General features: G+C 52.6%; 22 protein-coding genes. 7 read left to right on the top strand and 15 right to left on the bottom strand.

Annotated features, from left to right (window positions below; genetic code table 11):
• Window positions 1-174 precede the first annotated feature (174 nt).
• Window positions 175-921, top strand: a complete 747-nt coding sequence (locus ACT3TC_RS02080; RefSeq protein WP_172116451.1) for a sulfite exporter TauE/SafE family protein — start codon at window positions 175-177, stop codon at window positions 919-921.
• Window positions 922-1003: 82 nt separating this feature from the next.
• Here the strand turns inward: ACT3TC_RS02080 and ACT3TC_RS02075 are convergent, their stop codons facing one another.
• Together ACT3TC_RS02075 and ACT3TC_RS02070 are read right to left on the bottom strand one after the other, a co-directional pair.
• Window positions 1004-1549 (bottom strand): cysteine hydrolase family protein, encoded by a 546-nt coding sequence (locus tag ACT3TC_RS02075; protein ID WP_172116450.1) that lies wholly within the window; start codon window positions 1547-1549, stop codon window positions 1004-1006.
• 81 nt (window positions 1550-1630) lie between these two features.
• Window positions 1631-2509 carry an MBL fold metallo-hydrolase gene (locus ACT3TC_RS02070; RefSeq protein WP_172116449.1) on the bottom strand — a complete coding sequence of 293 codons (879 nt, stop codon included), beginning with the start codon at window positions 2507-2509 and terminating at the stop codon, window positions 1631-1633.
• 182 nt (window positions 2510-2691) lie between these two features.
• Between ACT3TC_RS02070 and ACT3TC_RS02065 the strand changes: the two genes are divergently transcribed.
• From ACT3TC_RS02065 to ACT3TC_RS02045, 5 genes are all read left to right on the top strand, one after another.
• Entirely contained in the window at window positions 2692-3645 is a 954-nt protein-coding gene (locus ACT3TC_RS02065) for a GlxA family transcriptional regulator (protein ID WP_444622598.1), read from the top strand.
• 86 nt (window positions 3646-3731) lie between these two features.
• Window positions 3732-4082: an ArsR/SmtB family transcription factor gene (locus ACT3TC_RS02060; RefSeq protein ID WP_172116447.1), complete on the top strand. Its 351-nt coding sequence runs from the start codon at window positions 3732-3734 to the stop codon at window positions 4080-4082.
• A 5-nt stretch (window positions 4083-4087) separates the two neighbouring features.
• Window positions 4088-4501, top strand: coding sequence for an arsenate reductase (glutaredoxin) (gene arsC / locus ACT3TC_RS02055; protein ID WP_444638927.1), 414 nt, complete (start codon window positions 4088-4090; stop codon window positions 4499-4501).
• Entirely contained in the window at window positions 4498-5226 is a 729-nt protein-coding gene (gene arsH, locus ACT3TC_RS02050; protein ID WP_172116446.1) for an arsenical resistance protein ArsH, read from the top strand. Before arsC ends, arsH begins: the two co-directional genes overlap by 4 nt.
• 14 nt (window positions 5227-5240) lie before the next feature.
• Window positions 5241-6551, top strand: a complete 1311-nt coding sequence (locus ACT3TC_RS02045; RefSeq protein WP_444638926.1) for an arsenic transporter — start codon at window positions 5241-5243, stop codon at window positions 6549-6551.
• 156 nt (window positions 6552-6707) lie between these two features.
• Here the strand turns inward: ACT3TC_RS02045 and ACT3TC_RS02040 are convergent, their stop codons facing one another.
• The 4 genes from ACT3TC_RS02040 to ACT3TC_RS02025 form a co-directional block, all read right to left on the bottom strand.
• Window positions 6708-7196, bottom strand: coding sequence for a hypothetical protein (locus ACT3TC_RS02040; protein ID WP_444638925.1), 489 nt, complete (start codon window positions 7194-7196; stop codon window positions 6708-6710).
• A gap of 163 nt (window positions 7197-7359) precedes the next feature.
• Window positions 7360-8112 (bottom strand): hypothetical protein, encoded by a 753-nt coding sequence (locus tag ACT3TC_RS02035; RefSeq protein ID WP_444638924.1) that lies wholly within the window; start codon window positions 8110-8112, stop codon window positions 7360-7362.
• A gap of 361 nt (window positions 8113-8473) precedes the next feature.
• Window positions 8474-9229 carry a hypothetical protein gene (locus ACT3TC_RS02030; protein WP_444638923.1) on the bottom strand — a complete coding sequence of 252 codons (756 nt, stop codon included), beginning with the start codon at window positions 9227-9229 and terminating at the stop codon, window positions 8474-8476.
• A gap of 73 nt (window positions 9230-9302) precedes the next feature.
• Window positions 9303-10865, bottom strand: coding sequence for an SIR2 family protein (locus ACT3TC_RS02025; protein WP_444638922.1), 1563 nt, complete (start codon window positions 10863-10865; stop codon window positions 9303-9305).
• Window positions 10866-11201: 336 nt separating this feature from the next.
• Between ACT3TC_RS02025 and ACT3TC_RS02020 the strand changes: the two genes are divergently transcribed.
• Window positions 11202-12122, top strand: a complete 921-nt coding sequence (locus ACT3TC_RS02020; protein ID WP_444638921.1) for a ketopantoate reductase family protein — start codon at window positions 11202-11204, stop codon at window positions 12120-12122.
• 397 nt (window positions 12123-12519) lie between these two features.
• On the opposite strand, the gene ACT3TC_RS02015 is transcribed toward ACT3TC_RS02020, so the two are convergent.
• The 9 genes from ACT3TC_RS02015 to ACT3TC_RS01975 form a co-directional block, all read right to left on the bottom strand.
• On the bottom strand, window positions 12520-13146 hold the full coding sequence (locus tag ACT3TC_RS02015; protein ID WP_172116438.1) for a glutathione S-transferase family protein: 627 nt from the start codon (window positions 13144-13146) through the stop codon (window positions 12520-12522).
• 80 nt (window positions 13147-13226) lie between these two features.
• On the bottom strand, window positions 13227-14129 hold the full coding sequence (gene mmsB, locus ACT3TC_RS02010) for a 3-hydroxyisobutyrate dehydrogenase (RefSeq protein WP_172116437.1): 903 nt from the start codon (window positions 14127-14129) through the stop codon (window positions 13227-13229).
• Between the two features lie 153 nt (window positions 14130-14282).
• Window positions 14283-15398 carry an enoyl-CoA hydratase/isomerase family protein gene (locus ACT3TC_RS02005; protein ID WP_444638920.1) on the bottom strand — a complete coding sequence of 372 codons (1116 nt, stop codon included), beginning with the start codon at window positions 15396-15398 and terminating at the stop codon, window positions 14283-14285.
• 60 nt (window positions 15399-15458) lie between these two features.
• Window positions 15459-16613, bottom strand: coding sequence for an acyl-CoA dehydrogenase family protein (locus ACT3TC_RS02000; protein WP_444638919.1), 1155 nt, complete (start codon window positions 16611-16613; stop codon window positions 15459-15461).
• 213 nt (window positions 16614-16826) lie between these two features.
• The gene (locus tag ACT3TC_RS01995) at window positions 16827-17819 is read right to left on the bottom strand and encodes a branched-chain amino acid ABC transporter permease (protein ID WP_172116434.1); all 993 of its coding nucleotides are present in this window, start codon (window positions 17817-17819) and stop codon (window positions 16827-16829) included.
• 2 nt (window positions 17820-17821) lie between these two features.
• Window positions 17822-18709, bottom strand: coding sequence for a branched-chain amino acid ABC transporter permease (locus ACT3TC_RS01990; RefSeq protein WP_172116433.1), 888 nt, complete (start codon window positions 18707-18709; stop codon window positions 17822-17824).
• A 77-nt stretch (window positions 18710-18786) separates the two neighbouring features.
• Window positions 18787-20010, bottom strand: a complete 1224-nt coding sequence (locus ACT3TC_RS01985; RefSeq protein WP_172116432.1) for an ABC transporter substrate-binding protein — start codon at window positions 20008-20010, stop codon at window positions 18787-18789.
• 51 nt (window positions 20011-20061) lie between these two features.
• The gene (locus ACT3TC_RS01980; RefSeq protein ID WP_216657930.1) at window positions 20062-20826 is read right to left on the bottom strand and encodes an ABC transporter ATP-binding protein; all 765 of its coding nucleotides are present in this window, start codon (window positions 20824-20826) and stop codon (window positions 20062-20064) included.
• Window positions 20823-21644 (bottom strand): ABC transporter ATP-binding protein, encoded by an 822-nt coding sequence (locus ACT3TC_RS01975; RefSeq protein WP_172116431.1) that lies wholly within the window; start codon window positions 21642-21644, stop codon window positions 20823-20825. The genes ACT3TC_RS01980 and ACT3TC_RS01975 overlap by 4 nt, the downstream gene beginning before the upstream one ends.
• Between the last annotated feature and the right edge of the window lie 45 nt (window positions 21645-21689).

Genomic DNA, 21689 nt, shown 5'->3' with positions numbered 1-21689 from the left:
CACATGCCTGTTCGTTAATATGATCCTGTAGTGAACTCTCCCCTAAGCCAAGCCTGCTTGGCAGAAACTCAGTCAGTCGGGTTATCCGAAAGGTGAGCTAATAATTCCGCATTGTGCCGGGTATTATCCTGAGCTTCAGTTTAGCTCTCAGCCGTTCCTTAACACGAGCCTTCTATGCACGATCTCATGCTGTATCTTTTGCTCCTGATTGGCACTTTTTTGATTGCTGGCGTGGTGAAAGGTGTCACTGGAATGGGGCTGCCAACCGTCGCGATGGGTTTACTTGTTATAGCGATGCCACCGGCGAGCGCTGCTGCCCTTCTCGTTCTTCCCTCTTTAGTGACCAATGTCTGGCAGCTGTTTTCTGGCCCATCGATTACACAGCTGATGCAGCGGCTCTGGCCAATGATGCTGTGTATCTGCTTGGGCACCATCGCTGGTGCTGCCTTATTAGTCCGCGTAGACCCACTCTGGTCTGGGTTTGGGCTCGGCATCGCTTTGATTGTCTACGCCGGTTATACGCTGCTTGCCCCCGCCTTCTCCGTTTCCACGTTCCTGGAGCGGTGGCTTTCTCCGGTTATCGGCTTGATAACGGGAGTCGTCACTGGCGCAACAGGTGTATTCGTGATGCCAGCAGTGCCGTACCTTGCCTCGCTTAATATGAGCCGGGAAGAATTCGTGCAAGCCCTGGGCTTATCGTTCACCATTTCCACGCTTGCACTAGCATTAGGACTGTTCGCCCATGATGCTTTCCAGGTCTCGCAACTAGGCACGTCCGCCTTGGCGATTATTCCTGCGCTGATCGGAATGTGGGCGGGCCAGTATGTGCGGATGCGGATTAGCCCTCAGCGGTTTCGTCAGTGCTTTTTGCTCTTTTTGATAGTGCTGGGCCTTGAACTTGCTAGTCGCCCGCTTTTATGACGAGCAAGGATCAGAAACCGAGGGTGCCGCCTTCCACCCGTAAGGCTTCGAAGGCGGCGGGCGGCCACGTAGAGCGATGGCGTTAGCCAATATACTGCTTTGTTGTAGTGACCGTACCGTAAGCAAAGGCCAAGGCTGCCATTATCGTTGCGTGAACCTGAGGCGCTGGCACCGTCACGCCATCGAATTCAAGATCCAGCGTGGCGCAGGCATCGTGGATAATCGTCGTCTTGTAACCCAAATCCGACGCTGCACGGCTGGTGGCATCGATGCACATGTGGCTCATTGCGCCAATAATGACGACCTCCTCAATATTTTGCTGGTCCAACAGCTCTTGCAAACCGGTCTCACGAAACGAGTTAGGAAAATGCTTCACTAGTACCGTTTCCTCGCCCAACGGCGCGACTATGGGGTGAATGGCTACCCCTTGCGTACCAGGGGTGAAAAAAGGAATGTCTGGATCGGCAGATTCATGCTGAAAATAGAGGACAAGATCGTTTGCCGACCGGGCATGTTCAATGACATTAGCTGCGTTCGTGGCAGCCTCTTCAATACCGTTCAACAGCAGCTTGCCGCCGGGGAAATACTCATTTTGGATATCGACGACAATGATTGCGCGATGACTCATATTATCAATCCTTTTCAGTAGCGTTTGCCAATAGGCTGGCAAGAAGAAGTAGGCCGCTATATAAAGAAGCGGCCCTTGGGATTAGAAGGAAATGACCTCACCATCGGCGGGAATAAGTACGTGTTCCTGAATTCCCTCTTGCTGCACGTAATCGGCCAGTTCGTCACGGCTTAGCGTCATATGGTTTACGGCATCCATATGCACCGCGATGATGGTGGCATTCGGGGCTTTCTGGTGGGTACGCAGGGTATCTTCTTTACCCATAATGATGGGATCACCTTCGAAACCGTCTACCTCGGCAGCACCGGTATTCAGCACGATCATCTCTGGGTTGTAGCGCTCCATTGCCTGTTCGACCTCATCGCGCCATACGCTATCGCCGACTAAATACGTCGTTTTCTGCCCCGGAGCTTCGAAGACGACACCCATGATGTCACCTAGTGATTGCGCCAGCTCAGGAACAGCATAGAGAGCATCGGAGCCATGCTGGCCGCCCGTCTTGTGAAGCTGCACGCCGCCAAACTCGGTGCTGGCCTCCAGAATGCGCACATCGCTGAATCCCTGAGCGCGAATCAGCTCGGCATCAGCGGTATTCTGAGCGAACAAGGGAATGTCCTTTGGCAATTGCTCCTGCGCGGCGGCATCCCAGTGGTCGAGGTGCGTGTGAGTGACGATGACAGCGTCTATATCGCCGATCACATCTTCCACCGGCATTGGCAGCCCAACCAGCGGATTACGCAACTCGCTACGGTAGGTATCTTCAAATCCCGGATAGGCGCCCTGCTCGGCCAGCATAGGGTCAATCAGGAAAGTAGTGTCCCCATAGGTGATTTTCACAGTCGCATTGCGGATCTGCTGCACCTGCTGCGTTGCCTCCTGAGAGAGCGAGTCCGCGGATGCGCTATGAGCGATAAGGGCCGTGGCGATGGCGAGAGAACTAGCGAGGGTCTTGATGAGCATCTGTGTACTTCCTTAAATTCGTTACGGGTAATGGCAAGTAGTTTAGAGAGGCTCGATCAACAAAAGAATTGGCCTGAAAGACATTTATCGAAACTTTTGGGCCATGATGCTACTGTTTATAAAACGCATAGCAGGTTATAAAACGCATAGCAGGTTATAAAACGCATAGCAGGAGTCGCGCTTTGTCTCTACCCAATGTCGGCCTAATCCTTCACCCACACTTCAGCCCCTTCCACTTCTCCGTGCCCTATATGGTGTTTGGTATAGCATTGTCTGATCGCACGCTGTTCAATCTTTCCATTGTGGCACCTGGGGGAAATTCCATCGAAGGCGAACGGGCAATGACGGTGAAGCCCGATGGCGGTTTAGAACTGTTGGATAACATGGATATTGCGATAGTGCCTGGATGGCATGACCTGAATGAAGCACCGCCGCCAGAGTTGTGTGAGGCGCTCGTTCGTTGTCATGAGCGAGGCGCTCACGTCGTGGGGCTGTGTTACGGCACCTATGCGCTGGCTTACGCCGGGCTGTTGGATGGCAGGCGAGCGTCGACCCACTGGATGGCCGAGCAGGATTTTAGTGGCCGCTTTCCCAACGTTACGCTGGACACCAATGCGCTCTATGTGGAGGAAGACCGTCTAGTGACGTCGGCCGGTACCGCTGCTGGCCTGGATTGTTGCTTATTCCTGGTACGCGAATACTATGGCGCGCAGGTTGCCAACAAGGTGGCCCGTGCCATGATCGTTCCACCCCATCGGGAAGGTGGACAAGCGCAGTTCATAGAGCAGCCGGTTGCCGCCTCAACCCAAGATGCGCATATCAATCGCCTGCTCGACTACCTACGAGAAAACCTATCGGCATCGCACACGATTGACGAGCTTGCTGAGCGCACCGCCATGAGCCGCCGTACCTTTACGCGAAACTTCCAAAAAGCCACCGGCATGACCGTTGTGGCGTGGCTAGTGAGCGAGCGGCTACGGCGTGGGCGCGAGCTTTTGGAAACCACCTCGTTGTCGGTAGAAGCGATTGCAGAAAAGGCGGGCTTTCACACAGCGACGTCTTTCCGCCAACATTTCCGGCAGCGCCATCAAGTTAGCCCACGCGATTGGCGCAAAACCTTCGGCGGCAACGCCTGACGATCAACGCTTAGATCTAACATTCCAAGCACTGCACACAAGCTAATGTGATTGCTATTTTGCAATATGTCTATAATACTGGACATATGGAAATTAAAAACGTCACGGCCAGTTTTAGTGCCCTTTCTCAAGAGACTCGCCTTGAAGCCTTTCGGCTTCTGGTACGCCATGAGCCTGAAGGTCTTCCTGCGGGGGAAATTGCGCGCCAGTTATCGGTGCCCCATAACACGATGTCGGCGCACCTTTCAGTGCTTTCACGGGCAGGATGGGTCAGCTCTCATCGGCAGAGCCGTTCCATTATCTATCGCGCCAATCTCAGCCATATGCAACAAATCCTGGGCTTTATGGTTCGCGATTGTTGTGCGGGACACCCAGAGATTTGCGAGCCGCTTTTGACGGCCTTCACTGACTGTTCTCTCACTACCGAGAAGGAATAACTCTTTTGAAAACGACGATTTATCACAACCCCGCCTGCGGCACATCACGCAATACGTTAGCGATCATCGAAGCGTGCGGTGAGACACCGCACGTCATCGAATATCTAAAAACACCACCCAGTCGCGAGCGGCTGGTCGAACTGATCTCGATGATGGCGATTACCCCAAGAGAGCTACTGCGCCGCAAGGGCACGCCCTTTGAAGAGCTCAATCTCGATGATCCAGCATTAAGCGATGATCAACTGATAGACGCCATGATCGCGCACCCCATCCTGATCAACCGCCCCATTGTGGTAACGGAAAAAGGCGCCCGCCTGTGCCGCCCTTCAGAGCGTGTACTCGACTTATTGGCCAACCCAGTAACGACGTTTACCAAAGAAGATGGTGAGGTAGTGCACCTTAAGGGCAGCCACCCGTGAGCGAACCTATCAGTTTCAACGACCTGCCCAACATTGATCTTCAAAAGCTGCAGCCGATTGACGTGGACGTATTGGCGGGCCCCGATGCGCCGCGTCATTCACCCAGGATTCTGGTGCTTTACGGCTCTCTGCGCGAACGCTCTTTTTCACGCTTGGCGTCCGAAGAAGCGGCGAGGTTGCTGCGCTGGTACGGCTGTGAAGTACGTACCTTTAACCCGTCTGGCTTACCGCTGCCAGATGATTCAGAGGCCGATCACCCGAAGGTAAAAGAGCTGCGCGACCTTGCCCAGTGGTCCGAAGGCATGCTGTGGGTCAGCCCCGAACGGCATGGGGCGATGACGGGCATTATGAAAACGCAAATCGACTGGATACCGCTATCGCTGGGCGGTGTTCGCCCTACTCAGGGTAAAACGCTGGCGGTGATGGAAGTGTCTGGCGGCAGCCAAAGTTTTAACGCCGTTAACCAGATGCGAATCCTCGGGCGTTGGATGCGCATGATCACCATCCCTAACCAATCCTCTGTACCTAAAGCGTTCACCGAATTTGACGATGCCGGACGCATGAAGCCCTCACCTCTTTATATGCGTCTCGTCGATGTGTGTGAGGAACTGGTGAAATTCACCTGGTTGACGCGCGACAAGTCCGCCTATCTTACCGACCGCTATTCAGAGCGTGTCGAGAGTGCTGAAGAACTCTCTCGCCGCGTTAACCAAAACACTCACTGACGTAAGGTCCTTTCATGTTGGCACTGGCCATTTTTGTCGTCACCCTGGTGCTGGTGATCTGGCAGCCTAAGGGTTTGGGTATCGGGTGGAGCGCGCTGGGCGGCGCGTTAGTGGCACTGCTTATGGGCGTGGTGCATTTAGCGGATATCGTTGTGGTGTGGGACATCGTCTGGGATGCCACCTTTACGTTCGTTGCCCTGATTATCATTTCCCTGATTTTAGACGAAGCGGGGTTCTTCGCCTGGGCCGCGCTGCACGTGACGCGCTGGGGCAATGGGCGCGGGCATCTACTGTTCCCGCTGGTCGTGTTACTCGGCGCGGTCATTGCCGCTTTCTTCGCTAACGATGGCGCCGCCCTACTGCTAACGCCCATTGTGATCGCTATTCTGTTGCGCCTGAAATTTGAGCCGCCTGCGGCGCTGGCCTTCATCATCGCGACGGGGTTTATCGCCGATACTGCAAGCCTGCCTTTGGTGATCTCTAACCTCGTTAATATCGTCAGTGCCAACTACTTTGATATTGGCTTTGATCGCTATGCGGCGGTTATGGTGCCGGTGAACCTGGTGTCAGTAGCGGCTACATTGGCCGTGCTCTGGATAGCCTTTGGCCGCCGCATTCCTAAACACTACGCCGTCGAAAACCTCGACCCACCGCGCTCAGCCATAAAGGACCCGCTGATATTTCGAGTGGCGTTTCCGCTGCTGGCAACACTGCTGATCGCCTACTTCGTGACCGCCCCGCTAGGCATTCCCATCGCCTTTGTAACGGGAACAGGCGCGGTGCTGCTAATGGCAATTGCCGGACGCTGGTGGCAAGCAGGCCGTGGCGCCATCGTCTCCGTATCAAGTGCGTTGCGCGGCGCCCCTTGGCAGATAGTGCTGTTCTCAATCGGCATGTATCTCGTCGTTTACGGGCTGGGTAATGCAGGGCTGACAAATTATGGCGCGCTGGCGCTTGAATGGCTGGCACAACAGGGTAACTTTATCGCCACGCTGGGTACCGGCTTCCTTTCCGCCATAGTGGCCTCGGTAATGAACAATATGCCCTCGACACTGGTCGGCGCGCTGGCGATTGATCAAGCGAACGTGCCTGCCGTCACTCAGGAGTTGATGGTCTACGCCAACGTGATTGGTAATGACCTGGGACCCAAGTTCACCCCCATTGGCAGCCTCGCCACCCTGCTCTGGCTACACGTGCTAGCGGGCAAGGGATACAAAATTGGCTGGGGCCAGTATATGAAAATCGGCCTGCTGATTACGCCGCCGGTGCTACTGGCGACGCTGGTTGCTTTGGCGCTTTGGTTGCCGGTGTTGTCTGCGGGGTGAGCTATATAGGGATTTAGGTTGGATGGAAGCTAGGCAGGGATTCTGCCTAGCTTCTGGTATCGGCCAAGAACGGTCTTTTAGTCGTCTCTGATATAACACCGTAAGCAGGGGCGACTGTAAGGAGGCCTCCCCGAAGGGGTTTGCTGCCTTGCTTTATTATTCATAATTACCACGATCTCCCATTTTTACATGTGTAGACGCTGAGAAATATCCACAGCAGAGCAAATACACATTTCGATTACTCAATTCGGATCGAACTTCTTCTTGGTCACCTCTTAACTCGATTAAGCCCCTTAAGATTCCAATCCACTCTCTCACAGGGCTAGAATCAAAGGATGCATCTAGAGGGTGATGAGCAAAGTAATTTCTTACCTTTCTAATGTAGTGAAGAGTTTCAGCAGTGTTTTTTGATACTAGGCCGAAAGCTTCTGAAATAAGTATCCTTTGCGAGAAGGTTGATAAAGGGCCATTTGACCCAAACAACTCTTTCTCACTGCACTTATCTATTGTTTTATAAGCAAGATACTTTCCCAGAACATTCTCTGTGTAACTTCCTGCCAAAACTGCAGCGCCTCGATCTGATTCCGAATGAAAGACCTCAACCATCGAGTTGTAGTTTATTAGCTTCAGATCCTTTGGCTTCATTTCATGATCTCCTGTATACCTAACGCCGCGTTAAGTTGTGAGCAACGCTACCACCAAACCTCCCCCCCTGCACCGTAAACACAAAACTCAATTTAAAAATGAGAATGCCGAGCGTTGCGAATTTGTCTTAAATTCCTTGTTAAATTACTTGTTCGTATTCTTTTCACTTGCGATTGAGGGGATAGTTTTTTGAAAGATATTTAGATACAATTTCATTCACGATATCTATTGCATTATCCAAATCAATTGTATCTTTTGGGATTGCCCACCCTCTGACTCCATGCCTTGCTTCAATGCCTAAGACACCAAAGCTATTTGCTGTTCCAGTAAAAGCATTAACTTTTTTATCATCGAGTTTTAGGTTTGCAATTGCATCTTTCTGCCCATTACTGTGATAGCAAATAGTATCCCAAATACAATACAAATTACGCCAGTCAAAGCCTACTGACGATTGTCTAAGGAGATTAAAAATATCTTCGTGGTCTGTGCATAATTGAATATATGCTGTGGTTTTATGATTGAACGGATTAACAAATCGAGAACGTTGCTCGTCACCAATAAAGGGATTAGATGCAGGTATGTTATCTAAAAAATTTACCTCAGACCAATCGCTATCACGAGGCGCCCTTTTATCAGAATAAAAAATACGATCCACGGATATAGAGACATACCTCTTGTACTGATTAAAGCCATAGTCAATCGCCAATGCTCCATTTAGCAATTGAATCAACCCTTTTACCGCTGACACAACTTCTTCGACGTTATCATTACCTTGTATGTGATTAAAATTGAGGAAATATGCTTCACCTAGATGGTCTTCCGAATCTTCATAGACACTGAAATGGGGCGAAGTCATAAAATTAACCATGTTGTAGAGCACATTCCTATTACCGTTTAAAGATATTAACCAGTTCATTATACCCTCTCGTAATTTAAAAGTGACTATAACACCCTCTACATAACCTCAATGAACCCGTCGGCGAGTTTATTCAGGTTATACAGCCTTTTGTTCACGATCTATCCATAGAAATTAAATTAAGTATAAATAGGCAGCATTGCATAGATTATCGTGCCAACTATATAACACAGCTGAATCAGTATGCCGGTTTCGACGGAAGGGCCGCTTTGGGCCGATAGCGCCTATGCACGAACCTACTATTTCGGCCAAGAGCTGACGTTCAAGCCATTGTGATTAAGCTAGGGCTGAACCGCGTTGCCTTATCTGTATCGGCCCCAGCACGATGTTAGCGGAGCCCCTCCCAGCCTCATCTGAAGCTTTATGGCAGCATGCCGCAATGTCTTCGAACCTTGGATATGTCGGCCAGAAGGTCTTGAGTAGTAAAGGTGCTAAGAAGCACCTCACGATAATCCTCCGTAGCCTTTTTTAGATCTTTTAGCCGTCCCTCTGGGTCCTCTGTACGAAAGTATTCTCTTACAGCCTCGAAGAACGCATCCCCGTCATGAATATTCACATCCAATACAGTCTTTTCCCGACCGTTCCATCCGTATAAATACTTCTCCAACTCTCGGCGATCTTCTTTGGGTGGGTCTGGGGTGAACCAAAGTGTACGGTAAGCCCCGTCGGTCGAAGCCGGAAAAGCACTCGGTTCGGTTTCTGCTAACGGTAGGCGTCCGCTAGCGAGCAGCCACTCAGCATCGAACAAAATTCCAAACTTTCCTGGCATGAGGCGCCGATAAGCCTCAGCAAATTCGTTGTCGATCATACGAAGCTCGTCTAACAGATCATGTGTCAGTGTTTCCATTACGGCAAGGTTCGATGACTGCCGAGCGAGCAAGGAGGAAACATGACTTGGGTTTAGGTGGAAACGATGGCGCTCACAAACAACCTCATGGGATTCAAGAGCAGCTTGCAACTCCTCCAAAAGGATGCTGTACAGCTCTAATATCTCGTAGGACTGTACTAAGATCAGGTGTAGTCGCGCCGCAGCGCGGCGATTTCCTCGCTTCCTGACCGCTTCAGCAATGGATAAAAAGTCGAGTTTCTCTAATAAAAACTTGAGCAGTTCTAACACAGAAATGTCCTCTATCGTAATCCGCTAACACGAAGGAATCGCGTGCCACCTTTTAACGGCCAACTGTATTGACTCACGGAACGTCCCACCCCCATTTCAACCTGTCATAAAGAGCAGCGAGCTTTCTAAAGCTACTTGCATAGCTTGATATCTCGTAATAAAACTTCTCTTCATTCTCGACTAAAAACTGGTGAAGAATTTCTACATTTATTTTTTCTGAGCTAAGAAAAGGAATATAGGCCGCAGCGTTTTCAGGAGTGCAAGCCTCAATAATTTGCCCCATATCCATGTGACGATAGTTTCTAAAGAAGGGTTTTTTGTATGAAACAACCCTCAATTTTTTTAAGTCGCGGTAGACAACCTTATCCAAACTGTAACCACTTTCTCTATAATCTTTATCGTTATTAATTCCCGCTTTTCTCAAATACATGAATACAGGTACATTAGGTGTTGACTTACAGACCTTAGGGGCTACAGTATTAAGAATCTGTTCACAATCGTAAGCCTTGTCCTCATGTAGCAAGTCTTCAAATAAATCATTAGTGTTTATGCTGGCATAGCCAATTGGTGAAGGCCCCACCATTTCTTGTTGAGCAACGCCAACACCTACTAAAAATTCAACATCGTCTTTTGTTTCTATCTCATCAATATCAACGACACAAATCTTCTTCTCTGGCTCAGCTGATTGAACCAACTCGTACAACTGCTCTTTACAGTATCTCAGAACCCTAGCAGGAATTTTTCTTTTGGTAGAGTGTATAGCTTTATAAACTGGCAAAAAATCATTTGTTTTAACTAATACCAAAGGTATTTGTATCCCGTCAATAGTTAAATAAGTATCTGATATATTAGGATCTTCTCTATCAGAGAGTCTTTGTACAAATATCAAATTCCTTCTCAACTGCTCGATATTATCCTGCCCAATACAGCCAGATATAGCCTTAAGCAAGCTGCTGATATTTTCATCTGAAATAGAATATCCAATAAATACCACAGGATGTTCAACAAATAAAGTTATCAGCTTAGCTGCTAAGTACGTATTCTTATTATTGAAAGACTCATAGTCATAATCTGTTAAAACTAATGAACTTGAGCTAGTTGAACACCCGTGAATTTTATAAATTTCACCTATTTCTTGTGGGTTTGAAAATAGCAGTTCCTCTTGGCCTATATATGTTTTATAGTCTGGAAAAAGCTGCTCAATAAACATATCCCAATTCGTTGTAATAACGCCATCTACGTTCAAGTTTGCCAACAACTTAACTTCTTCTGAATGCACTGACTCCTTTGCTTTAGATTGATCCAGAGTTGACAAATAATTACAAACCTCAATCCTTAGGGCGGAGGTCTCATCCTGAATTTTTGATTTGTAGCGCTGGACATTCTGCACATATTCTGGCGCAGACCACCAATATTCATTAAAATCTTTAGCCAATAAGGCTGCTACTTTTGGATAGTTACCGTTCGCAGAAGATAAGTAGTACTCGAATGGTTTTCCAGCCACACAGAATTTGCTAAGCAACCCATTCCAGTCCTCCAGCCCCAAATATCTTCTTGAGAAACCAGAGCCCAAAAAGAGAAAAGGCCCAGCTGAACGGCTTCTGAAAATATCCACTAGCTTAGCTTCTATATCCATTCAATCCTCGTCCTCAGCCTCATCATCTAAAAGCGTTCAGCAGATATATAACTGCTATGAATGTTTATGTGTCGGCACGCTCGCTGCCTTTTCGCGCACGTCCGCTCAGGGTCGAAAGCAGGCAGTCAGCAGCTATTCACTGCAGCATCAAAAAACCACAATTAACCCACTCAACACGCCACAAGGACCAAATCTAATTAGCCCTAACGCTAGCAGATTGCACGTCCTCACGTCACTAGAAATTAGCCTTACATAACCCCGCTTCTCACTCACCTTCATTTCCTTATAGCAAACAAGCTAAGCTGAGCGACAACACTGCTACTGAGTACGTACCTGATGACCTCACACTGGATTCTCGGCCCAGGTGCCATAGGCCGCCTGTTAGCTCATTCGCTCTCTCCTCAAGCTGAGGTCACATTAATCGGCCGTCGCACACTGCCTGAGCAGCAAACGATAACGTCGCCCGAAGGTAAGCTGCGTAGCCAGCATTTAAACGTGATAACCACCTCGCAACTAGTAGCCAATACGCCAGCGCCGCCCGCTTTTGTACATATCACTACCAAGGCGATGGCTGCTGAAGCGGCGCTGGAAAGCGTGGCGGGCGTTATTCCCGCAACTACCCCACTGGTATTGTGGCAGAACGGTTTGTTGGCTCAGCCGAGGCTGACTGAACGTTGGCCGGGGCCGGTGTTGTGTGCGACCACGACGGAAGGCGCATATCTCAACGATGATGATGGCGTGGTACATGCGGGGCGTGGGCATACGTTTGTCGGGGACCTGGAAAATCGCCAAGGTGCGCTGGCACAGCAGTTAGCGCATCGGCTTAGCCAAGCCGGGCTTTCGGCCACGGCAGTGGATGATATTCGCAGCTGCCTGTGGCAGAAGCTGGCGGTGAATGCGGCGATTAATCCGTTGGTGGCGTTAAATGGGATTCGTAATGGCGAGTTGCGTGGCGCTGCTTACGCAGGCCGTGTTGAGGCGGTTGTTGAGGCAGTGGCGGCGATTATGGTGGCCGAAGGTATTCAAGCGCCCGATGGTGGTAGCGGTTTGGATGCGTGGTTGGCGTTGGTGTGGAATGTTATTGAGAAGACGGCAAATAACAAGGCATCGATGTTGCAGGATGTAGAGGGTAAGCGGCTTACCGAGCGTGGAGCGATTTTGGGGCCGTTGATTGAGAGTGGCGAACGGCATGGGATGGGTTGTGAAGTGTTGCTCGGGCTGGATGGTGAGTTGGCGGTGTTGGAGGCGGGGTTTTAGGCTTGCTCGGGCTTGGGGCGGCTTCGCCGCCCTTTCGCGGGTGCCGCGTTTCTCGCTGCGCTCGCTACTTGTTACCACGCGCTACAGGTTTGAAATTTCGCATATTTCAGATTTTATAGTTGATTGAGTGTGCCGAGCGGCGTGGGATAGATTGTGAAGTGTTGCAGAGGCTGAACGGTGAATTGACGGTGTTGGAGGCGAGTTTTTAGCCAATTCGAGTTGGGGCGGCTGCGCCGCCCTTTCGCGCCGGGCCGCCGCTGCGGGTGTCGCGTTTCTCGCTGCGCTCGCTACTTGTTACTACGCGCTACAGGTTTGAAATTTCACATATTTCAGATTTTGTAGCGCGGTGTAAGCGTTAGCGCACCCGCGAAGGGTGCGGCTATTCGTATGAGGCGGTTTAGGTAACCGGGATCATTACCACGTCGCGGAACACGGGGCGCTCGGTTAGCTGCTGATACCAGCGTTCCAAGTGGGGGCGCGGTTGCCAGGTGAGGCCGATATTCCAAAGGTTATAAACGAAGGGCGCAACGGCAATGTCGCCCAGGCCAAACGCTTCGCCTGAAAACCATGCCTGGTTGGCGAGTGCGTTATCCAGCAGTTCAAACAGCTTTTCACAGGCTTGCATGCCTGCTTCAATGGCGGCGTTATCGCGCTGCGCTTCGGGCGTTCTCACATAGCCCATTAAAATTACTCGGTGCGCAGGGGAAAGCGTGCTGTTGGCCCAGTCCATCCATTTTTCTGCCTGGGCGCGCTTGGCAGGCTGCTCAATCCACAAATTGCCTTGACCATACTGCGCGGCCAGGTAGCGGATGATGGTGTTGGATTCCCACAACAGGCTGTCGGTGGCGTCGTCCTTGAGTAACGGCACCAACCCATTGGGGTTCATGGCCTGGTATTCGGGTGTGTTGTTGACCCCGAACTGGAGCCCCGCCTGAATTTGTTCAAACGGCACTTCCAGCTCGTTAAGCACCCAGCGCACTTTTTTAACATTGGTAGAGTTATCGCGGCCCCAAAGCGTAATCATAATGTTCCTTATTGGTTGGTTTTTTAAGAGTTTACCTGATCACGCCATGAGATAAAGGTAGCTTGGGTGCGGGGGCGGCTTCACCCCTCACCCTCTTTATCCTGATAGAACTGTATCAGGCTTGAGAAGTCGAGCTGGCCGTTGCCGTTTGCCTTGTGCTGAGTAAACAGCGTGCGGGCGGCGGAACCCATCGGCACGGGGGAAGCGCTTTGCTGGCTGATATCCATGGCAAGGCCCAAGTCTTTCATCATCAGGTCCACCAGGAACCCGCCCTGATACGCGTTGGCAGCGGGTACGTTCTCCATTACGCCTGGGTAGGGGTTGTAAACATTGAGCACCCAGTTGCCGCCGGAGCTTTTTCGCATAATGTCAGAAAGCACCGCAGGGTCGAGGCCATTTTTGACGCCCATGTTGATCGCTTCGCAGGTACCCGCCATCAACACCGAAAGCAGCATGTTGTTACACGCCTTGGCCACTTGCCCTGCCCCATGGTCGCCCGCGTGGAAAATGTTTCTGCCCATTACGCCTAGCACAGGCGTCACTTTTTCAAACTGGGCCTTTGACCCGCCGACAATAAACGTCAGCGTACCCGCCAGCGCACCGCTAACCCCGCCCGATACCGGAGCATCGACAAAGTCGATCCCGCGCTGTTCGCCAATGGCCGCGACGCTGCGCGCCGTGTCGGCATCAATGGTGGAGCAGTCAATCACCAAAGCGCCTGGTTTGGTCACCTCGAACAACGCCTCATCGCCATCAACGTAAAGCGCCTTCACGTGCTTGCCTGCAGGCAACATGGAGATAACAAAGTCAGCCTCGGCGGCGGCTTCACGCGCCGAGCCTGCCACTTCACAGCCGTGATCTTTAGCGGCTTCAAGCGCTTGTTCAGAAAGGTCATACGCACGCACGGTATACCCCTCTTTCGCCAGGTTAGCCGCCATCGGGCCACCCATATTGCCTAAACCAATAAATGCCACAGTAGCCATAACGATTGTCCTTGTTGTTAATAACAAACGGTTAATAACAAACAGTTAATAAAAGCAGCTAATAACAAACGGCGAGTAACGAGCTGCTGGTAATAACCGTTGATCATGAAATGTTGGCAGTGTCCGTTTTAGCACCCCGGCGGTACGGCTTACTTACTTCAGGTCCGCGAGTGGGCTATCGGGCCACGGCGATGCTAACAGCGCATCCATAAAGTGATCTTCCACTTCCCCTACCGCTGAATACGTCCAGCCTGGCAAGCCATCTTTATCCACCAGTAATGCGCGTACGCCTTCTGGAAACTCCCGGTGGCGACAGCACTGCACAGAAAGCGCCAGCTCTGCCTGGAACACCTCAGCAAGCGACATGTGCTTGGCACGCGTTAGCTGCTCATGGATAAGCCGAATGGAGACAGGACTACCATGCGCCAGCGTCTTTTGCGCTTTGCTGAACCATTTATCCTCGCTTTCTACCGCCAGAACGGCGGCCACCCTTTGCTCGATGGTATCGTGGTCCATCAGCTCGCGTATTAATGGCGCGAAGTGTTGTATGGGGGTTTCCAGCGCGGCAAACTCTGCTTTAGAGGCTTGTTCAAGCTCGCGCAGCGCTTGATTGACCACGCCGTGGGCATCGGTCTTTTCACCGCTTCCCCAAGTGGCACTGGTCAGTTGCTGAAGCAATTCTTCCCGGCGATGGCTGGCAATGCCACGGTCGGCAAGGCCCAGGTAAAGGGCATCTGATGCATTGATCTGCGCGCCGGTCATGGCCAGAAAACGCCCCATGCCGTTCGGCAGACGGTTTAAAAACCAGCTGGCACCCACATCCGGATAAAGGCCAATCGTCACTTCCGGCATGGCCAGCCGAGAGGTTTCAGTCACCACACGATGGCTACTGGCGCTGAGCAGGCCCATACCGCCGCCCATTACAATGCCGCTGCCCCAGCAAATAATTGGTTTGCGGTAAGTGTGCAGCCGATAATCCAGGCGGTACTCTCTTTCAAAAAAGCGCTCGGGAAAGCTCGGGTCAGCTTCCCCGTTAATCGCTTTATACAGCGTGACCACATCGCCACCGGCGCAAAAGGCTTTTTCACCAGCGCTATCCAGCAGTATGGCGACAACCCGCTCGTCCGCCTCCCAGGCATCCAGCTGCGGCAGAATGGCGTCGATCATGTCCAGCGTTAACGCGTTGAGCGAACGCTCAGCGTTAAGCTTGATTTCAACCACCGTGTGGCCGTCCTGGGTGGCGTGTTCGGTAAACAGTACGCTACTCATTCAGCATCCTTACGTATCGACTCGAATGGCGACCGCGATCATGTCGGCAACCCTGTTTTTTTACAGCTCAGCGGCACCTTCGGCGAGTACCCGGCGCGAAATGATCAGGCGCATGATTTCATTGGTGCCTTCCAGAATGCGGTGTACGCGGGTATCGCGCACATAGCGTTCCATGGGGTACTCCTTAATGTAGCCATTGCCGCCATAAAGCTGTAGCGCCTCATCGCATACTTTAAAGCCTACATCGGTGGCAAAGCGCTTGGCCATGGCGCAGTAGGTGGTAGCGTCAGCATGACCGGCATCCAGTTTGGTCGCGGCCATTCTCACCAGTTGGCGGGCGGCGACCAGCTCGGTGACCATATCCGCCAGGCGAAATTGTAACGCTTGAAAATCCGCTAAACGCTTGCCGAACTGCTGGCGTTCCAGCAGGTAATCACGCGCTTTATTCAGCGCCTGCTGGGCGGTGCCAATAGAACAGGTGGCGATATTGATTCGTCCACCGTCCAGCCCCTTCATGGCAATTTTAAAGCCATCGCCTTCGTTACCCAGCAGATGATTCGCGGGCACGCGCACGTCTTCAAAGGTAATCATTCGGGTGGGCTGGCTGTTCCAACCCATCTTGTCTTCCTTGCGCCCATAGCTGATGCCTTCGGCCTTGGCATCTACTGCAAATGCCGAGACTCCACCCGCGCCTTCGCTACCGGTACGCGCCATCACCACCAGAAAATCGGTGCTGCCCGCGCCAGAAATAAATATTTTGCTGCCGTTGAGTACATACGCATCGCCCTCACGCCTGGCCGAGGTTTTAAGCGAGGCCGCATCGGAGCCCGCATTGGGCTCTGTTAAACAGTACGACCCCAGCAGCTCGCCGGTCGCAAGCTTTGCGCCCCACTGCTTAACCGCCTCTGGCTGGCCGAAGTCCGCGAGCATCCAGGTCACCATGTTATGGATGGTGAGATACGCCGTGGTGGAGGTACAGCCCATTGCAAGCTGCTCGAAGATAATGCTGGCATCCAGCCGTGAGAGACCAAGCCCTCCGACGCTTTCCGGCGCGTAAAGCGAGCAGAAGCCCAGCTCGCCAGCCTTACGAATAACGTCTACGGGAAAAATAGCTTCGGCGTCCCATTTTGCAGCATGGGGCTCAAGCTCATTTTGGGCGAAGGCTCGCGCCATATCGGCAAAGGCTACCTGGTCTTCACTCAACTCAAAGTTCATGGCCAATCTCCGCTAATGTGCGCACACATTAGATGTTGTCGTTGTAATTGACGTTTACGTTAACTTATCGCCTAAGCCAGTGCTGCGCAACCATTTGGCGCCCTCGACCTTCGGTGTAGAGTGGCACGTTTATATGTACAAAAAAGGCACCTCAAGGGCGCCCTATTCAAAGGCCTGCTCAACCAAAACAGCGCGGCTTTACACCGCCTGAAGTTACTTGAAGTTTTTACGATACATATTGCTAAGCGCCCCCACGATACCGCTTCGAAAGCTTAGTACGCAGACCACAAAGATCAGCCCCAGCAACACGCTCACCCAGTTACCCAGCGGCGACTGGGACAGAATATGCTGCAAGCTGACAACCAGCCCGGCGCCCATGACCGGCCCCAGCAACGTGCCCACCCCGCCTAACAGCGTCATCAGGATGACCTCGCCCGACATATGCCAGTGGGCATCGGTAAGGGACGCCAACTGGAACACCACGGTTTTGGTTGAACCAGCAAGCCCCGCCAACGCCGCGGAGATAACAAACGCCACCAGCTTATAGGCATCCACGTTGTAACCCAGCGAAATGGCCCGCGGCTCGTTCTCACGAATGGCTTTAAGTACTTGGCCAAACGGCGAATGTACGGTGCGCTGGATAAGCGCATACCCCAACAGAAAAACCGCAAACACAAAGTAGTACATCGTCAGGTTATTGCTCAGGCTGATAAACCCAAACAGATTGCCCCGCGGCACGCCGTGCAGGCCATCTTCTCCACCGGTAAACGGTGCCTGGATAAACACAAAGAACATCAGCTGCGCCAGCGCCAGCGTCACCATGGCAAAGTAGATGCCTTGGCGGCGAATAGACAACACGCCGAACAGCACGCCTAGCAGTGTTGCCACTAGCGTACCGGCAATAATTCCAAGCTCAGGAGTAAGCCCCGGGTAGCTTGCCAGCAAATACCCCGTTACATAGCCACCGGTTGCCAAAAACGCCGCATGACCAAACGACAGCAACCCGGCGTAACCCAGCAGCAGGTTGAAGGCGCAGGCAAACAGCGCAAAGCAGAGTATTTTCATCAAGAAAACGGGGTAAGCCAGAAACGGCGCCACCAATCCCACCACTATCAGTGCAATATAGAAGAGCGTGCGACGCTGGCTGGCCCGGCGCTGGCGTTTTGCCACCACGGAAGGCACTTTCAAGGTGTGTGATTCGGTCATAGCTATGCCTCCTTCCCGAACAGCCCTGCTGGGCGCAACATGAGCACTAAAATCATTACCAGGAAAATCACCGTGTTGGCAGCTTCCGGATAGTAGACCTTGGTTAACCCTTCAATAATGCCCATCCCTAGCCCGGTGAGAATAGCGCCCAGAATTGACCCCATCCCACCGATAACGACCACGGCAAACACCACAATCAAAAGACTTGACCCCATGGTCGGCGAAACCGGATAAAGCGGTGCCGCCAATACCCCGGCAAATGCCGCCAGCCCTACGCCAAAGCCATAGGTAAGAGTGATCAACAGCGGCACATTGACGCCGAATGCCTGCATCAGCTGCGAGTTCTCGGTACCCGCGCGCAAGTATGCGCCTAGCCGAGTGCGCTCGATCATAAACCAGGTAAACAGGCACATGCTGAGCGCGGCCACCAAGACCCATGCTCGGTATGTGGGCAGGAACATAAAGCCCAGATCCAACCCTCCCTGGAGTATTTCAGGCGTCGCATAGCGGGCACCTGACACGCCAAAGAAGTTAACCAGCGTGCCCTCAAAAATAAGCGCCAGCCCGAAGGTTAATAAAAGCCCGTATAGGTGATCCAAATGGGCAATACGGCGTAGTAGAAAACGTTCTACCAGCATGCCTAGCCCACCAATCACCAACGGCACCAGAATCAGCGCCAGCCAGTAGTTAATCCCCAGATAGCGAAACCCCAAAAGGGCCGTAAATGCGCCCAGCATGTACTGGGCACCATGCGCAAAGTTGACGATTTTTAAAAGGCCAAAAATGACGGCAAGCCCCAGGCTTAACAGTGCGTAAAACGCACCGTTGACCAGCCCCAGGGTAAGCTGCCCCATGAACACCGCCATGGGCACACCGAATATCATCGTCATAGCACGAATCTCCTCGCCGCGTGAGCCGCCTTACCCGGCGACCAAGCGGTAACGCTTAATAATGACCAAGTCGGGGCTTAGTTCTGTACCAGTTTGCACTGGCTTTCAGACAGCGGGCGGTAGGCTTCTTCGGCAGGAATGGTGCTGAGGATTTCGTAAAGATCCCACTCACCGGTGGACTCTTCCGGGGTTTTCACCTGCGCCAGGTACATATCGTGCACCATGCGGCCATCTTCGCGGATGCGACCGTTACGGGCGAAGAAGTCATTGATGGGCGCTTCAGCCATCTGGGCACGCACGGTTTCAGGGTCATCGGTACCCGCCGCTTCCACCGCTTTCAGGTAATGCATGGTGCTCGAATAGATACCCGCCTGCACCATGGTGGGCATGCGGCCAACTTCTTCAAAGTAGCGCTCAGACCACTCGCGAGCCTGGTCGTCCATATCCCAGTACCAGCCGGTGGTTAACAGCAGGCTTTGGGTGGCTTCAAGGCCCAGCGCATGCACGTCATTCAAAAATATCAGCAGGCCCGCCAGCTGTTGGCCGCTTTGCGTCAAACCAAACTGGCTGGCGGTGGTAATCGCGTTAACCGTATCTGCGCCGGCATTGGCCAGGCCGACAATTTTGGCGCCAGACCCCTGAGCCTGGAGAATATACGAGGAAAAATCGTTGGTAGGGAATGGGTGACGAACACCGTCCACAATTTCACCGCCGTTGGCTTCCACTACACTGGTGACATCCGCTTCCAGCGCATGGCCGAACGCATAATCAGCGGTGAGCAAGAACCAGCTGTCGCCGCCCTGTTCAACGACCGCTTTCGCGGTACCGTTGGCCAGCGGGTAGGTATCGTAAACCCAGTGGATATGGTTGGGCGTGCAGTGTTCATTGGTAACGCTTGAGGCGGCGGAACCCGACACAAGGCCTAGGCTATTGTTCTCTTCGAGCACTTTGGTAACGGCAATAGTGACGGAGGATGCCACCAGACCCGCCACCATATCCACGTTGCGCTGGTCGATCCATTCACGCACCGTATTGGCACCGACGTCTGCGCTGTTACGGTCGTCGGCGCTGAATACCACAATGGGCGAGCCATTAACGCTGCCGCCGAAGTCCTCAATCGCCATCTCAAGCGCTGCTAAGCCACCGGGGCCGGCCAGGTCGCGGTAGGTCCCCGACATATCGGCCAAGTAGCCAATCCGTACTTCGCCGTCACTGATCTCGGCCTGCGCTGTCGCTATTGCCATACTGGAGGCAGCTGCTACGGCAATGCTGGCAGCCAATGTTTTTTTCATCAACGTCATGTTCGTCTCCTGGCCCTTAAGCCTTTGTTGTTGTGTTGCGACGTAACCTGGTTATACCCCTAACATCGAATTGAGATGCTCCCGCCGCGCGGGCAGCTGTGCCGCGCTAATCTCTTCTACAATTTGGCCGTGATCCATCACAAAGTGGCGGTCGGCAAGCGGTGCGGCAAAGCGGAAATTCTGCTCTACCAGCACAATGGTCATTCCCTGGGCCTTGAGCAGTACCAATACCTCGCCAAGTTTTTGCACAATGACCGGTGCCAGCCCTTCGGTAATTTCATCCAGCAGCAAAAGGCGTGCGCCGGTACGTAAAATACGCGCCATGGCCAGCATCTGCTGCTCGCCGCCAGAAAGCCGCGTTCCCTGACTTTTGCGCCGTTCATACAAGTTGGGAAACATGGCGTAAATATCGTCCAGGCTCATGCCGCCCGAACTGACCGTGGGCGGCAGCAGCAGGTTTTCATGGACATCCAGGCTTGAGAAAATCCCCCGCTCTTCAGGGCAATAGCCAATACCCAGGCGAGGAATATGGTGTGGCTTCATCGCCAGCGTTTCCTGGCCATTAATGACGATAGAGCCAGTCCGCCGCCCTACCATGTTCATAATGGCCTTGAGCGTGGTGCTTCGCCCGGCGCCGTTGCGGCCTAACAGGGTGACAAGCTCGCCCTGCTTTACGTCAACATTCACCCCGTGAAGAATGTGCGATTCGCCATAAAAGGCGTGTAGGTCTTTTATCCTAAGTATCTCGCGCGACTGCGCGTGGGTGCTGGGTGTGGTGGCTTGCGTATCAATGGCTGCGGCATCGGCAATACTCATGCGCTGGCCCTCTCTTGTTCAGCGGCGTCACTGCCCATATACGCCTCACGCACCAGTGGATTACGCGACACACTTTGATAATCGCCTTCGGCAAGTACAGCGCCTCGGGCAAGCACCGTGATTTGATCGCACAGGCGGCTCACCACGCTCAGATTGTGCTCGACCATAAGGACCGTCCGCCCTTTGGAAACGCGTTTGATCAGCGCCACGATGCGGTCAACGTCTTCAGCGCCCATGCCCTGGGTTGGCTCATCCAGCAGCATCATCACAGGGTCTAGCGCCAGCGTCGTCGCGACTTCCAGCGCCCGTTTGCGCCCGTAGGGCATCTCCACCGTTAACGTGTCGGCATACTCGCGCAGCCCCACTTCTTCAAGCAGTGCCAAGGCACGCTCGTTAAGGTGATCCAGGGATTTTTCCGATTTCCAGAAATGAAAGGATGTGCCGAGCTGGCGCTGAAGCGCAACGCGTACGTTCTCAAGCGCCGTCATATGGGCAAACACCGCAGAAATCTGAAATGAACGCACTAAACCCAGCCGGGCAATCTGGTTGGATTTAAGCGCGGTAATCGGTTTACCGCGATACAGAATCTCGCCCCGCGTGGGGGGAAGAAACTTGGTGAGTAAGTTAAATACGGTGGTCTTACCGGCACCGTTAGGCCCGATTAGGGCATGAATATGGCCTTCCTGAACGCTGAGATTAACGTTATCCACCGCCGTAAAGCCACGGAACGCTTTTGTCAGCCCTCGCGTTTCGAGAACTGGCGCTTGGGAAGTGCTTGTTGTCGAAGTACTGTTTGCGGAAGTACTGTCTGCACTCATAGAGCAATAAGCCTCTTGTTGTTCTTATGCTGAGCGATTCTCGTG

The sequence above is a fragment of the Halomonas sp. AOP27-A1-41 genome (genome assembly GCF_052378605.1).
Lineage (GTDB): Bacteria > Pseudomonadota > Gammaproteobacteria > Pseudomonadales > Halomonadaceae > Vreelandella > Vreelandella citrativorans.
Note: the sequence above shows the minus strand (reverse complement) of the source record. Positions and strands in the feature narration are given on the sequence as shown.